The sequence below is a fragment of the Comamonas sp. DB36 genome (assembly GCF_057914905.1).
In genome coordinates, this window is the sequence record NZ_CP196631.1 from 846,425 (window position 1) to 860,238 (window position 13,814).

At 69.8% G+C, this 13,814-nt stretch carries 15 protein-coding genes; all 15 read left to right on the forward strand.

Annotated features, from left to right (window positions below):
- Nucleotides 1–336 precede the first annotated feature (336 nt).
- Complete coding sequence (locus tag ACSVDO_RS04045) at nucleotides 337–723, forward strand: STN domain-containing protein (RefSeq protein ID WP_489595007.1); 387 nt, start codon at nucleotides 337–339, stop codon at nucleotides 721–723.
- A gap of 14 nt (nucleotides 724–737) precedes the next feature.
- The gene (locus tag ACSVDO_RS04050) at nucleotides 738–2,387 is read left to right on the forward strand and encodes a PepSY-associated TM helix domain-containing protein (RefSeq protein WP_489595009.1); all 1,650 of its coding nucleotides are present in this window, start codon (nucleotides 738–740) and stop codon (nucleotides 2,385–2,387) included.
- Entirely contained in the window at nucleotides 2,384–2,686 is a 303-nt protein-coding gene (locus tag ACSVDO_RS04055) for a DUF3649 domain-containing protein (RefSeq protein WP_489595010.1), read from the forward strand. Before ACSVDO_RS04050 ends, ACSVDO_RS04055 begins: the two co-directional genes overlap by 4 nt.
- Nucleotides 2,683–3,546 carry a DUF3325 domain-containing protein gene (locus ACSVDO_RS04060; protein ID WP_489595012.1) on the forward strand — a complete coding sequence of 288 codons (864 nt, stop codon included), beginning with the start codon at nucleotides 2,683–2,685 and terminating at the stop codon, nucleotides 3,544–3,546. Before ACSVDO_RS04055 ends, ACSVDO_RS04060 begins: the two co-directional genes overlap by 4 nt.
- Nucleotides 3,547–3,559: 13 nt before the next feature.
- Nucleotides 3,560–3,904 carry a hypothetical protein gene (locus tag ACSVDO_RS04065; RefSeq protein ID WP_332549272.1) on the forward strand — a complete coding sequence of 115 codons (345 nt, stop codon included), beginning with the start codon at nucleotides 3,560–3,562 and terminating at the stop codon, nucleotides 3,902–3,904.
- A gap of 2 nt (nucleotides 3,905–3,906) precedes the next feature.
- Entirely contained in the window at nucleotides 3,907–4,506 is a 600-nt protein-coding gene (locus tag ACSVDO_RS04070; protein WP_489595014.1) for a DUF6162 family protein, read from the forward strand.
- A gap of 88 nt (nucleotides 4,507–4,594) precedes the next feature.
- Complete coding sequence (locus ACSVDO_RS04075; protein WP_332540115.1) at nucleotides 4,595–5,539, forward strand: metal ABC transporter solute-binding protein, Zn/Mn family; 945 nt, start codon at nucleotides 4,595–4,597, stop codon at nucleotides 5,537–5,539.
- A complete protein-coding gene (locus tag ACSVDO_RS04080) occupies nucleotides 5,536–6,276 on the forward strand; it encodes a metal ABC transporter ATP-binding protein (protein ID WP_489595016.1) in 741 nt (246 codons plus the stop codon). Before ACSVDO_RS04075 ends, ACSVDO_RS04080 begins: the two co-directional genes overlap by 4 nt.
- Complete coding sequence (locus ACSVDO_RS04085) at nucleotides 6,273–7,175, forward strand: metal ABC transporter permease (protein ID WP_332540117.1); 903 nt, start codon at nucleotides 6,273–6,275, stop codon at nucleotides 7,173–7,175. The genes ACSVDO_RS04080 and ACSVDO_RS04085 overlap by 4 nt, the downstream gene beginning before the upstream one ends.
- A gap of 5 nt (nucleotides 7,176–7,180) precedes the next feature.
- Nucleotides 7,181–8,059, forward strand: coding sequence for a metal ABC transporter solute-binding protein, Zn/Mn family (locus tag ACSVDO_RS04090; protein WP_489595017.1), 879 nt, complete (start codon nucleotides 7,181–7,183; stop codon nucleotides 8,057–8,059).
- Nucleotides 8,060–8,092: 33 nt separating this feature from the next.
- The gene (locus ACSVDO_RS04095) at nucleotides 8,093–8,731 is read left to right on the forward strand and encodes a hypothetical protein (RefSeq protein ID WP_489595019.1); all 639 of its coding nucleotides are present in this window, start codon (nucleotides 8,093–8,095) and stop codon (nucleotides 8,729–8,731) included.
- 1 nt (nucleotide 8,732) lies between these two features.
- Nucleotides 8,733–9,944 carry an efflux RND transporter periplasmic adaptor subunit gene (locus tag ACSVDO_RS04100; RefSeq protein WP_489595021.1) on the forward strand — a complete coding sequence of 404 codons (1,212 nt, stop codon included), beginning with the start codon at nucleotides 8,733–8,735 and terminating at the stop codon, nucleotides 9,942–9,944.
- Entirely contained in the window at nucleotides 9,938–11,914 is a 1,977-nt protein-coding gene (locus ACSVDO_RS04105; protein WP_332549280.1) for a MacB family efflux pump subunit, read from the forward strand. Before ACSVDO_RS04100 ends, ACSVDO_RS04105 begins: the two co-directional genes overlap by 7 nt.
- Nucleotides 11,915–11,922: 8 nt before the next feature.
- On the forward strand, nucleotides 11,923–13,350 hold the full coding sequence (locus ACSVDO_RS04110) for an efflux transporter outer membrane subunit (RefSeq protein WP_489595023.1): 1,428 nt from the start codon (nucleotides 11,923–11,925) through the stop codon (nucleotides 13,348–13,350).
- A complete protein-coding gene (locus tag ACSVDO_RS04115; RefSeq protein WP_332533977.1) occupies nucleotides 13,347–13,772 on the forward strand; it encodes a Fur family transcriptional regulator in 426 nt (141 codons plus the stop codon). Before ACSVDO_RS04110 ends, ACSVDO_RS04115 begins: the two co-directional genes overlap by 4 nt.
- Nucleotides 13,773–13,814: the final 42 nt, after the last annotated feature.

A 13,814-nucleotide genomic window follows, 5' to 3' on the forward strand; every position in this document is an offset into this window, starting at 1 on the left:
AAAATAATTTGAATTATTTGCATTCCGCGGGTTCCATGTTTGCGCCGATTTCCGTTCTACCTATTGAGGGCGCGGAAATTCTTCCATGCTCCGGCTGCCAGCCACGGACCAGAAGGGTGACCTTCGTTCTTCCGCCAACAGCCACGAACACAGCGCGCGCCTGGCGCGAAGTGCTTGCAGTGGGCTGATGCTTCCCGGAAACGGGGCGACTTCCTGCCAAGCCGCTTCGACCAGACGCCGTACGAAGATGGAAACAGTGCAATGCGGCAAGGTCAAGGCAGCGAGAGCGCCCACTCCAGCAGGGGGCGGGCAGGGCGGGGATATCCGGCATCCACGGTGATGGCCTGGCTGGCCTGTGGCGTGCTGCTGCCGGCTGCGGCGCAGGACCTCCGGCCCGCGCCGCAGCCGCCGCGCCACGCGGGCGTGCAGGAATCGCGCGTTGCCGTGAGCATTCCTGCCCAGCCGCTGGTGAGCGCGCTGCGCGCCTTCGGTCTGCAGACCCAGTCCCAGGTGCTGTTCCACGAAGCCCTGCTTTCCGGGCGCGAAGCCGTCGCCGTCTATGGCGCCTATACGCCGCAGGAAGCGCTGGAGCTGCTGCTGGCGCGCACCGGCCTGACCATTGCCACGGTGCGTGCGCGCTCGTTCACGCTCAAGGCCGCGCAGACGGGCCCGCAGGCGCGCGGCGCGCTGCGCTGGGCCGTGCCGGCAATCACCATTTCCTGAGCCGGAGCACGCCCATGTTTTCTTCGCTTCGCCAGTGCACTTCCTGGCTGCACACCTGGACCGGCCTGATCGTCGGCTGGGTGCTGTTCTTTGTCTTCGTCACCGGCACGCCCGGCTATTTCCAGACGGAAATCACGCGCTGGATGCAACCCGAGCGGCCCATGGTCGAGGAGATTGCGCTGACCGACCGCGCCGGCGCGTTCGATCGCGCGCTCGATCGCCTGCAGCAGATCGCTCCGGGCGCCGCGAACTGGCGCATCAACCTGCCACATGACTCGGTGCCGTCGCGCAACTGGCAGGAGTTCGGCATCGCCTGGCAGGAGATGCCGCCCGAGGGCCATGACTTCGGCCCCGCGGGCAGCGAGCGGCTCGACGTGAACACCGGCGCGGTCCTGCCTTCGGGCGTGGAGCCGCGCGCCACGGCCGGCGGCAACACGCTGTACCGCATGCACTATCTGCTGCACTACATGGATTTCGACCTAGGCATTCGCATTGTCGGCATCTGCACCATGCTGATGCTGATGGCCATCGTCACCGGCGTGATCACGCACAAGAAGATCTTCAAGGACTTCTTCACTTTCCGTCCCGGCAAGGGTCAGCGCAGCTGGCTGGACGCGCACAACGCGGTGAGCGTGATGGCGCTGCCGTTCTTTCTGATGATCACCTACAGCGGCCTGGTGTTCTTCATGTATTCGTACATGCCCGCGGGCATCAACGCGCTCTACGGCAGCGACCAGCAAAGCCGCAAGCCGTATTTCTCGGAGCTGTTTCCCGAGTTCAACCGCAAGTCCGTGGCCGTGACGCGTCCCGAGACCGCGCTGACTCCGCTGGTGGAAAAGGCCGAGGCCGTCTGGGGCCCGGGCAAGGTGCGCAGCATCACCTTGATGCACCACCAGGGAGAGGGCGAACGGCTGGCACTCACACTCAACCGCGTCAACGAAGGCTCGCTCGATATCCACCGCTCCGACACGCTGCGCTTCGATGCGCGCAGCGGCGAGCCGCTGGACCCCGAGCCGCTTGCGGGCGGCGCGGCGCGCACCACGCAGAGCGTGATGCTCAACCTGCATGAAGGCCTGTTTGTCGGCGCCTGGGGCCGCTGGGTGTACTTCCTCGCGGGCCTGCTGGGCTGCGCGATGATAGGCACCGGCATGGTGCTGTGGACCGTCAAGCGCCGCAAGCACCATCTGGGCAGCGGCTTCGAAGGCCAGGAGCAGTTCGGCGTGCGCCTGGTCGAGAACCTCAATGTCGCCACCATTGCCGGCCTGCCGCTGGCCGTGGCCGCGTATTTCCTCGCCAACCGCCTGCTGCCGCTGGACATCACCGACCGCCCGGCCTGGGAAGTGCACAGCATGTTCGCGGTCTGGCTCGCAACGCTGTTCTACGCGCTGGCGCGGCCGCTGCACCGCGCCTGGATAGAACTGTTCTGGGCGGGCTGCGCGGCCTATGCGCTGGTGCCCGTGGTCAATGCATTGACCACCGACAGGCATCTGCTCAACAGCCTGCGCGCCGGCGACTGGGTGTTCGCGGGCTTCGACCTGACGATGTGGGGGCTGGCCGCGCTGCTGGCGCTGATGGCCGTGAAGGTCAAACGCCGGCTCGACCCGGCACGCGCTGCCGCCAAGGCCGCGGCTGCACTGCCCGTGCACGAAGGGAGTGTCGCATGAGCAACGCTGTTCCATTGACCCGCGCCTACCGCCTGGCGGTGGCGTCGCGCGTGATTGCTGCGGCTTTCGGCGGCTATGCGCTGGCTTCGGCCGCGACCGTGCTGCTGGCCCTGGTCTGGCCCGGACCCCAGCCCCAGGCGCTGCTGTGGGCCAGCATGCTGAGCTTCGCGATCTACAGCGTGGCCGTGATCGGAGTGTTCGTGGCGCGCAGCGCCACGCGCGCCTGGGTCGGCATCGTGCTGATCACCGCCGTGGTCGCGGCGCTGGCCTGGCTGCTCAAGAACGGAGGCGCGGCATGACACCGGTGCATCTTGCAATCCTGCTGATCAGCCTCGCGGGCTTTGCCGCGCTGGCGCTGGCCACCGAACGCCATGCCGAGCATCTGCTGGGCCGCGTGCCCGCGCCCCAGTGGCGGCTGCTGGCCCGCGCCACCGGCTGGGCGCTGCTGGCGATCGCGCTGGCGCTGGGCATCGCCTCCATGGGCACGGGCGTGGGCATCACGCTGTGGCTGGGCTGGCTCAGCATCGCCGCGCTGGCGCTGGTGTTTGCCTTTCCCAAGTGGCCCTGGCAGCCGCAGCAGCGTGCGGCGGCACGCCCGGCGCGCCCGGCGCGCGCCGCGCAGGCCGCCGCCCTGCCGCCCGCGCCGCCGCGCCTGCGCCGCTGGCTGGCCGCCGCGCTGCTGGCCGCCGTGCCCGTGGTCTTCCTGCTGGCCCTCAAGGCGACGCCGATCGCGCCGCTGCTGCGCGCCGATGCGTTTGCCGGCCAGGTCGGGCCGTGGAGCTTCCGCCTGGCCGAAAGCAACCACAACGTACCCGATCTGGTGGCCATGGACATTCCCATGAAGTCCTACCAGGTGCGTTTTTGCGAGGACTGCGACGCGCAGATCCGCGCCGCCTACCTCAAGGTCAACAAGCCGCGCTCGCTGCGCGCCGCCGGCATCGTGCTCAACGGCGCGCGCTGGAACCGCACTGTCGACATCCAGCTGCCGGCCAACACCACGGCCGACAGCATGCTGTGGCTCACCGTGGTCGGCAAGGACGGCGAAATGCACCAGGCTCCGGTGCGCCTGGCCGATGTGTCGCCGGCGACGGTGGCCTGGTTCAAGCAACGCGAAGACAAGCCGCAAGCCGGGCGCCAGGCCCCGCAGCAAGCCCAATAGAAAGGCCATTGAAATGACATCTCTCCACTTTGTTTGCCGCGCGCGCCAGGCGCTTGCTGCCGGCGCGCTGCTGCTGTCGGCCTCGGCCTTCGCGCACAACCCCGTGGTCGAGTGCCGCCAGATCTCGGCCGACACCATCCAGTGCCGCGGCGCGTTTTCCGACGGCTCGCTGGCGCCCGGCGTGCGGCTTGACGTGATGAGCTACGAAGACAAGGTGCTGGTGTCGGGCAAGCTCGACAAGAGCTCGATGCTGAGCTTCAAGAAACCCAAGGGCGATTTCTTCGTGCTGTTCGACGCGGGTCCTGGCCATGTGGTCGAAGTCGATCACGCCGAGATCGTTGCCGGCGCGGCGCGATGAGCATGAGCACCCAGATCGTGCGGCCGGCCGGCGCCGGCAACGAGACGCTGGCCGTGCTGGCCGGCTGCGCGCTGATACTGGCCATGGCCGGCACGGTGGTGACGCTGCGCGCCGCGCCCGCGCAAAGCCATGCGGTGGCGGCCCACCAGCTCGATGCACGCCGTGACCTGACAGCCGCCGAGCAGGGCATCTACGCCGACCTGCGCATCGCGCTTGAAGAGATCGACGCCGAGCGCGCGGGCGCGGCGCGCCTGCCCGCGGTCGCCGCATTGGCCGACATGGGCCTGCCGCCGTTCGCGCAGGACGCGAGCAGCGCGCAGCGCGGCGACCATGTCTGGACGCTGCTTGCCGACGGCCAGACCCAGGGCTATCTGGGCCTGAGCGCCGACAGCGCCGTTGCGGCCTCGGTGCTGCTGCGCGTGGCCGCGCCCGCGCATGGGCATGACCACGCCGAGCATGCGGCCGAAGACCAGCCCGACATCTGGATGCATCGCAGCGCCCAGGCCGCACCCGCGGCGCTGGACGCCGCGCAGCTCACGCGCGCCGGCTGGCGCCAGGTCGTTGCGCGCTTCGATGCGGGCGTGACCCGCCAGCAGCGCTAGCGCCACTCATCGCCGCGTCGCCGCTTTTTCCCCTGATGCTTTTTCGCTGCCTGCGCGCAGCGTGCCTTTTCGTTGGAGTCGTACGCCCATGTCCCCCATTTTCAGCCGCCGCCGTTTGCTGCAGACTGGCCTGGCCGCCACCACCGCGCTGACGCTGCTGCCCCTGTCCGCCCAGGCGCGCCGTCTGCGCATTGGCATCACGCTGCACCCGTACTACAGCTATGTGAGCAACATCGTCGGTGACCTGGCCGAAGTCGTGCCGCTGATTCCGGCCGGCTTCAACCCGCATGCCTACGAGCCGCGCGCCGAGGACATCAAGCGCATTGGCGGACTCGATGTGGTGGTGCTCAACGGCATAGGCCATGACGACTTCGCCGAACGCATGATTGCCGCCAGCAGCAAGCCCAAGCTGCCGGTGATCGAGGCCAATGCCCAGGTGCCGCTGCTGGCCGCTGTCGGCGCCTCCGCGAACGCGGGCCGCAGCGGCAAGGACAGCTCGGGCCAGGTCGTGAACCCGCACACTTTCCTGTCGGTGGCGGCGTCGATTGCCCAGGTCAACACCATTGCGCGCGAGCTCGGCAAGCTCGATCCGGCCAACGCCGAGGCCTACCGCACGAATGCGCGTGTCTATGGCCAGAAGCTGCGCAAGCTGCGCGCCGATGCGCTCGCGGGACTGGCGCAGGCGCCGGGCCGCAGCCTGCGCGTGGCGACCATCCACGGCGCCTACGACTATCTGCTGCGCGAGTTCGGCCTCGAAGTCACGGCCGTGGTCGAGCCGGCGCATGGCATCGAACCCAGCCCGGCCCAGCTCAAGGCCACCATAGACCAGATGCGCAATCTGGATGTGAAGGTGATCTTCTCGGAGATGGACTTTCCATCGGCCTATGTCGACACCATTCGCCGCGAGACCGGCGTGCGCCTCTATGCGCTGACGCATATCTCTTACGGCGACTACACCGCGCAGAAGTTCGAGCAGGACACGGCGAAGAATCTCGCCACCGTGGTGCGCGCCATCCGCGAGGCCGGCCAATGACGCCGTCGCAGGGACCGGCAATCGCGTTCGATGGCGTGGGGCTCAGGCTGGGCCAGACCACGGTGCTGCGCGATGTCTCGCTGCGCGTCGTGCCGGGCAGCGTGCATGCGCTGGTCGGGCCCAACGGCGCGGGCAAGAGCTCGCTGATCAAGACCTTGCTGGGGCAGACGCCGCACCAGGGCCGCGTGGCGCTGGAATGGCAGGGCGCGCCCGCAGTGATGGGCTATGTGCCCCAGGCGCTGGCGTTCGACGCCGGACTGCCGATGACCGTCGACGACTTCATGGCCGCGATGACCCAGCGCAAGCCCGCGTTCCTGGGCTTTGCGCGGGCGCGCGTCGACGAGATCACCGCGGCGCTGGAGCGCGTGGGCATGGCTGACAAGCGCCGCCGCCGCATGGGCGCGCTGTCGGGCGGCGAGCGCCAGCGCGTGCTGCTGGCCCAGGGCCTGGTGCCGGCGCCGTCGCTGCTGGTGCTCGATGAGCCCATGGCCGCGCTGGACGAGGCCGGTGCGCGCGTGTTCGAGCAGCTGCTGGTCGACTGGAAGAAGGCCGGCGTGACGGTGTTCTGGGTCGAACACGACCTCGAAGCCGTGGGCCGGCTGGCCGACCATGTGACCGGGCTGAACCGCGGCGTGCTGTTCGACGGTCCGCCGCGCGAAGTGCTGACGCCGCAGACCCTGCTCGATTTGTTTTCCACCCGGCCGCGCGCCGCCAAGGGCCGGGAGGCCGCAGCATGACGTTCTTCGATACCCTGCGCCTGGCCATTCAAGGCTGGGCCGAAGCCGGCGCGCTGCCCGGTGCGCTGACCTACGGCTTTGTCGTCAATGCCGTGCTGGCCGGCCTGATCATAGGCCCGGTGCTCGGCGGCCTGGGCACGCTGGTCGTGGTCAAGCGCTTTGCGTTCTTCTCCGAAGCCGTGGGCCATTCGGCGCTGACCGGCGTGGCAATAGGCATCCTGCTGGGCGAGCCCTATACCGGCCCCTACGGCAGCCTGTTCGGCTACTGCCTGCTGTTCGGCATCAGCCTGAACTACCTGCGCAACCGCACCGGGCTCACGCCCGACACGCTGATCGGCGTGTTCCTGTCGGTGTCGCTGGCGCTGGGAGCGAGCCTGCTGCTGCTGCTGTCGGGCCGCATCAACATCCACATCCTGGAGAACGTGCTGTTCGGCTCGGTGCTGACCGTCAACAGCCAGGATCTCGCGGTGCTGGCCGTGGTCGCGGCGCTCACCGTGGCGCTGAGCCTGCCCAACTACAACCGGCTGATGCTGGCGAGCTTCAACCCGCAGCTGGCGGCGGTGCGCGGCGTGCCGGTCAAGGCCATGGACTATCTGTTCGTGGTGCTGGTGACGGTGGTGACCGTGGCTTCGGTCAAGGTCATAGGCGCGATCCTGGTCGGCGCGCTGCTGGTGATTCCGGCCGCGGCCGCCAGGCTGCTGAGCCAGTCGCTGCGCGGCTTCTTCTGGCTCAGCGTGCTGATCGCCACGTTCAGCACGCTTGCGGGCATTTTGCTGCCCATCGAATTCGCACTGCCCCTGCCTTCGGGCGCGGCCATCATCCTGGTGGCCGGGGCGGTATTCATGCTGGCCGCGATCCTGCGCGGCCTGGTTCCCGGATTGAAAGGACAGCCGTCGTGAAACCCTTGTTGACTCTGCTTCTCGCCGCTGCGGCGACCCTGTTCACGGCCGCCACGGCGCAGGCGCAGGCGCAGGCGCCGGCCGCGGCGGCGCCCGCCAAGTCGGTTCAGGTTCTTGTCGGCCACCCGGTGGCCCATGGCCTGGCCGCGCAGCTGACCGAAGGCAGCGGCATCACGCTGGCGCGCGCCGCGCCGGCCAATCTGCCGCCCGCGCGCCAGCTGGCCTACTTCGAAGGCCGTGGCGCCAAGGCGCTGGCCCAGGCCGCGGCCCGGTCCGATGCGGTGATCACGCTGCGTTCGCTGTGGCCGCAGGACCCTTTGTTCCCGCTGGCGCGCCGCGCCAATATCCGCATGGTCGAGATCGACGCCGCGCGGCCGATTGACGGCGCGCTGCCGGGCATTGCGCTGCAGCCGGGCGCGGAGCTGGGCAGCTATCCCTGGCTGCACCCGGTGAATCTGGGCCGCATGGCCGACATCGTTGCCGCGGATCTGGAGCGGCTTGCGCCCCAGGACGCGCCCGTGCTGGCGCGCAATCTCGCGGCGCTCAAGCAGCAGCTGGTCGCGCTGTCGGGCCAGACCGAGACCGCGCTGCTGGCCGCGCCCAACCTGACCGTGGTGTCGCTGTCGCCGCGCCTCGATTACCTGGCTTCGGCCTTCAATCTCGAACTGGTGCCGGGCAGCACCGATCCCCAGGCCCTGGCCGCGCTGATCCGCAGCGAAGGCGTGGCCGCGGTGCTGCACCACGAGGAGCTGACGCCGGAACTTGCCCAGGCCGTGACCGGCGCCGGCGCCACCGTGGTGGTGCTGGCCACCGACGGCCAGCAGCCGGTTGCCGACATGACGGCGCTGGCCGCGCGCCTTGTGCAGGCGCTGCGCCCGCGCTGAGCCGCTCAGATTCCTTTCATTTCCGTTCATCCCATGACCGCATTCCGTATTTCCCGCAGCTGCGCGCCCGTTCTTGCCGTGCTCGCGCTGTCCCTGTCGCTGGCCCAGTCGGCCCATGCCGACTACCTCTGGCTGCAGCGCGCTGGCGCCCAGGCCCGCGTGTTTGCCGGCGAACTGCCCAAGCCGCTGGCGCAACTGCCTGCGCTGCGCGATGCCAAGCCGGTCGCGCCCGAAGGCCAGCCGCTGGCGCTGGAGACCGCGGCCAATCACTTTGCGTTCACGCCGGCCGGACAGGGCGATGCGCGCTTCACCGCGACCCGCACCGACGCCGATGGCGTGCTCACCTACTTTCAGGCCAAGTTCGGTCGCAGCGAGACCAAGGCCGTCAACGACCTCGAACTGGTGCCCACCGAAGCCGGCGGCAACACCTTCCAGCTGGTGTTCAAGGGCCGTCCGGTTGCGGCCAGCCAGGTCAATGTCGACACCTCGGAAGGCTGGCGCCGCGTGCTGACGCCGGCCAAGGACGGCACGGTCAGCTTCGAGCCTTCGTTCCCGGGTCTCTACGTGCTCGAAGTCTCGGCGCGCGTGGACAACGGCTCGGTGACGCTGGACGGCAAGAAGTACACCGACGTGCGCCACACGGCCACGCTGAGCTTTGAGGTGCCTCGCTGAAATGACTTCGCCTGATTCGCGTTCCTTGCGCCGCCGCCCTCGCGCCGCGCGCTATTTGATACCGCTGGCGGCCGTGGTCGCGCTCGGCGGGCTGTGGCTGGCGCTGCGCCCGGCCGCGGCCTCGCCGTGGCAGACCGTGACCGTCGCCCGGGGCGACATCGAGGCCAGCGTGGCCGCCATAGGCACGCTGCAGCCGCTGCGCTCGGTCGATGTGGGCGCCCAGGTCTCGGGCCAGATCACGCGCCTGCTGGTGCGCGCCGGCGACGCGGTCGAGAAGGGCCAACTGCTGGCCGAGATCGATGCCAGCGTGCTGGCGGCCACCGTCGAGGCCGGACAGGCGCAGATCGCCAGCCTGCGCGCCCAGGCCGACGACGCGCGCGCCCAGCATGAACTCGCGCAGCAGCAGCACGCGCGCCAGCAGCAGCTGGCCAGCGACGAAGCCACGCGCCTCGAAGACCTGCAGACCGCGGCGGCAACGCTCAAGTCCGCGGCGGCGCGCATCGCGCAATACGAAGCGCAGATCAAGCAGACCGCGGCCAGCCTGCGCGCCGACGAGGCGCGGCTGGGCTATACGCGCATCTACGCGCCGATTGCCGGCACGGTCACCGGTCTCGATGTGAAGGAAGGCCAGACGCTCAACGCGACCTACCAGACGCCCACGGTGCTGCGCATTGCCGACCTGAGCCGCATGACGGTCTGGACCGATGTGTCGGAAGCCGACATACGCCAGGTGAAGTCGGGCATGCCCGCCTACTTCAGCACGCTGGGCAGCGACCGCCGGCGCTGGAGCGGCACGGTGCGCCAGGTGCTGCCCGCGCCGTCGGCGGCGGTAGGCGCGCCTGCGGCCGCACAGGGCGGCATGCCGCCCGCGGGCACCAAGGCCGTGCAGTACACGGTGCTGTTCGACGTCGACAACCCCGACGGCGCGCTGATGCCGCAGATGACGGCCCAGGTCACGTTCGTGTCGGCCGCCGTCAAGGGCGTGCTCACGGCGCCGCTGGCGGCGTTCACCGCGCTCGACGGCGAGTCGGGCTCCTATGAGGCGCGCATCCTGGCCGAGAAGTCGCCCGACCAGCTGGTCGAAGTGCGCCGCGTGCAGCTGGGCACGCGCAACCGGCTGCTGGCCGAAGTGACCGGCGGCCTGGAGGAGGGCGAACGCCTGATCACCGGCGAGGCGCCGCCCGACAGCGGCGTGCGGAGATTCCAGTGGTAGCCAGCATCACGCCGCTGATCGAGCTGCGCGGCATACGCAAGCGCTATGGCGGCGCGCAGGACGCAGACGGCCAGCAGCCCGAAGTCGAAGTGCTGCACGGCATAGACCTGACGATTCACGCGGGCGAGTTCGTGGCCATCGTCGGCGCCTCGGGCTCGGGCAAGTCGACGCTGATGAATCTGCTCGGTTGCCTGGACCAGCCCAGCAGCGGCACCTATCTTTTCAACGGCCGCGATGTCGCGTCGCTTGACGCCGATGAAAAGGCCTGGCTGCGGCGCGAGGCCTTTGGCTTCGTGTTCCAGGGCTACCACCTGATCGCCACCGAATCGGCCAGCGAGAACGTCGAGATGCCGGCCATCTATGCCGGCATGTCGGGCGAGGCGCGCGCGCGCCGCGCGGCGGCGCTGCTCGAGCGCCTGGGCATGGGCGACAAGCTGCACAACCGGCCCAACCAGCTGTCGGGCGGCCAGCAGCAGCGCGTGTCGATCGCGCGCGCGCTGATGAACGGCGGGCGCATCATCCTGGCCGACGAGCCCACGGGCGCGCTCGATTCGAAGAGCGGCGCCGAAGTCATGCGCCTGCTCAACGAACTCGCCGATGCCGGCCACACCATCGTGCTGATCACCCATGACCGCACGGTGGCCGCGCAGGCCCAGCGCGTGATCGAGATCCACGACGGCGACATCGTTGCCGACAGCGCCAGCGACCCGCGCCGCGCGCTCATGGCCCTGCCGGTGCTCGACATGGCGCGCGCCGCGGGCGACGAAGGCGCCTCGCTGTGGCAGGACCTGCGCGAAGCCGCGCGCACCGCCTGGCGCGGCATGCGCATCAACCGCTCGCGCACCGTGCTGACGCTGCTGGGCATCGTCATCGGCGTGGCCTCGGTGATCGTGATGCTGGCCATAGGCGAAGGCGCGCGCCAGAAGATCGTCGCCCAGATGGGCACGCTGGGCACAACCATCATGTACATGGGCAGCAAGGCGCCGCCCACGGGCGGGCCTGCGGGCCAGATCACGCCCGAAGACCTGGACGCGCTTGCCGCGCTGCCGCAGATAGGCACCGTGATGCCCGTGATCGGCGATCCGATCACCGTGCGCCGCGGCAACGTGGACCGCCAGATCTATGTCTTCGCGGCCAGCGAACGCATGCCCGCGGTGCACCACTGGCGCCTGGCCCAGGGCCGCTACTACACCGCGGCCGAGGACCGCGAGCTCGCGCCGCTGGTGGTGCTGGGCCACAAGGCCAAGGAGCATTTCTTTCCCGACACGCCCGACCCGCTGGGCCAGCAACTGCTGATAGGCACCTCGCCATTCATCGTCATCGGCGTGATGACCGAGCGCGGCGCCGAATCGGCCGCGCAGAACTACGACGACATGGTGTTCATTCCCTACCAATCGGGCCGGGCGCGCGTCTACCAGGCGCAGACCCAGCCCGACTATGTGGTGGTCGATGTCGCCTCGTCGGACCAGGTGCTTGAAGCCGAGGCCGCGATGCGCAAGGTGCTGCTCGCGCGCCATGGCGGGCGCGAGGATTTCGGCATCAGCAACGCCGCCGCGCGACTGCAGGCCGAAGCCGCGACGCGCGAGAGCATGACCATGATGCTGGGCCTGATTGCCGCGGTGTCGCTGGTGGTCGGCGGCATTGGCGTGATGAACGTGATGCTGATGACGGTGCGCGAGCGCACGCGCGAGATCGGCATACGCATGGCGACCGGAGCGCGCCAGCGCGACATCCTGCGCCAGTTCCTGACCGAGGCCGTGCTGGTGACGCTGGTCGGCGGCACGGCGGGCGTGCTCGCAGGCCTGGCCATAGGCGCGGCGCTGATCATCGCGGATGTGCCGGTGGTGTTTTCGGCGACCGCTATGGCGGGCGCCTTCGGCTGCGCGGTCGCGACCGGCCTGCTGTTTGGCTTCATGCCGGCCAGAACCGCGGCGCGGCTCGATCCAGTGGTGGCACTGGCGGGGAAATGAGGATGAACATGAGACTGAACAGCAAGATGAATGCGTTGCTCATGGCAATGTCGTTGGCGGGCTGCGCGGCGCCGCTGCCGCCGCCCGTGGCCAGAACCTCGGCGCTGCCCGCGCAGTGGCATTCGGCGCCGCAGACCGACGCGCAGGCGGGCGTGACGGCCGACTGGTGGCGCAGCTTCGGCAGCGCCGAACTCGACGCCCTGGTGAACCAGGCGCAGGCGCAAAGCCTCGACATGGCCGCGGCCGTGGCGCGCGTGCAGCAGGCCGGCGCCGCGGCGCGCATTGCGGGCGCGGCGCTGCTGCCCGAAGTCGGCGCGAGCCTGAGCGCCAGCCGCCAGCAGCGCCTGGGCGGCAACGCCAGCGTGGACGGCAACCTGTTTGGCGCGGGCCTCAACGCCAGCTACGAAGTCGATTTCTGGGGCCGCCACCGCGCGGGCCGCGACAGCGCGCTGTCCACGCTGCAGGCCAGTGCTTTCGACCGCGACACGCTGCAGCTCACCGTGACCGCGGGCGTGGCCACGACCTGGCTGCAGGCCGTGGCGCTGCGCGAGCGCATCGCGATCGGCGAGCGCAACCTGCAAAGCGCGGGCCGGCTGCTGGCGCTGGTTGAATCGCGGGTGCGCGCCGGCGCGGCCACGCCGCTGGAACTCGCGCAGCAGCGCGGCCTGGTCTCGGCCCAGCGGCGCGGCGTCGAAGCGCTGCGCCAGCAGGCCGGCGATGCGCGCAGCGCACTTGCCTTGCTGCTGGGCCAGGACAGCGGCCCGGACATCGCCACGCCGACGCTGGCGGCGCTGCAGGCGCCTTCGGTCGCCGCGGGCCTGCCCGCCGAACTGCTCACGCGCCGGCCCGACATCGCGCGCGCCGAGGCGCAACTGGCCGCCGCCGATGCGAACCTGCTGGCGGCGCGCGCGGCGCTGCTGCCGCGCCTCACGCTGACCGGCGGCATCGCCTCGGGAGGCGACGCGCTGCGCCGCGTCTTCGACAATCCGCTGTATTCGCTGGCCGCTGGCCTGGCCGCGCCGGTTTTCGACGCCGGCCGGCTGGCCGCGGGGCGCGATCTGGCCCAGGCCCGGCGCGAGGAGCTGCTGGCCGGCTACCGCGCGGCCATCGTAGCGGCCTTTGCCGATACCGAAGTCGCGCTCAATGCCGTGGCCGGCGTGGCCGCGCAGGCCGCGGCCCAGGCCGAGGAGCTGGCCCAGGCGCAGCGGGCCTTGACGCTGGCCGAGCGCCGCTACCGCGCGGGCGCCGACAGCCTGCTGACGCTGCTCGACGCGCAGCGCACGCTGTATGCGGCGCAGGATGGCGCCGTGCAATTGCAGGCGCAGGGCCTGCAGGCGTCGGTGGCGCTTTACAAGGCGCTGGGCGGCGGCTGGTCACGGCCGGCCATGACGGCCGCCGCCACGAATTCTTCGTCCCTTCAGGGCTTGACTCCATGAGTACCGTCAGCATGACCATATTGCAGAGCCTGCGCGCCTCAGGGTTGACGCCGACTTCCGCACGCATAGGCGTGCTCCAGGTAATGGCCGCCCATGATCCGCGGCGGCTCAACAGCGAGGAGATCTTTCGCGAAATGCGCCGCCGCGGCATGCGCACCAGCCTGAGCACGGTCTACCGCATTGCGCAAAAACTCTATGCGGTCGGCATGCTGCTGCGCGAGATGGATGACACCGGCAAGGTGCATTACCGCTTGCCGCCGGCGGATGCCGACACCCAGGGCGTGCGCCTCATCTGCCGGCGCAGCGGCCAGAGCGTGATGCTGGAGGATGCGCAGCTGCATGCGGGCCTGATCGCGGCCGCGGCGCGCGAAGGCTTGAATGTGTCCGGGCAGACGCTGGTGCTCGAAGTGCATTCTCTCTAAACCCTTGCGCTGAAAGAGGGCGCGCCTTGCATGGCTTGGCAG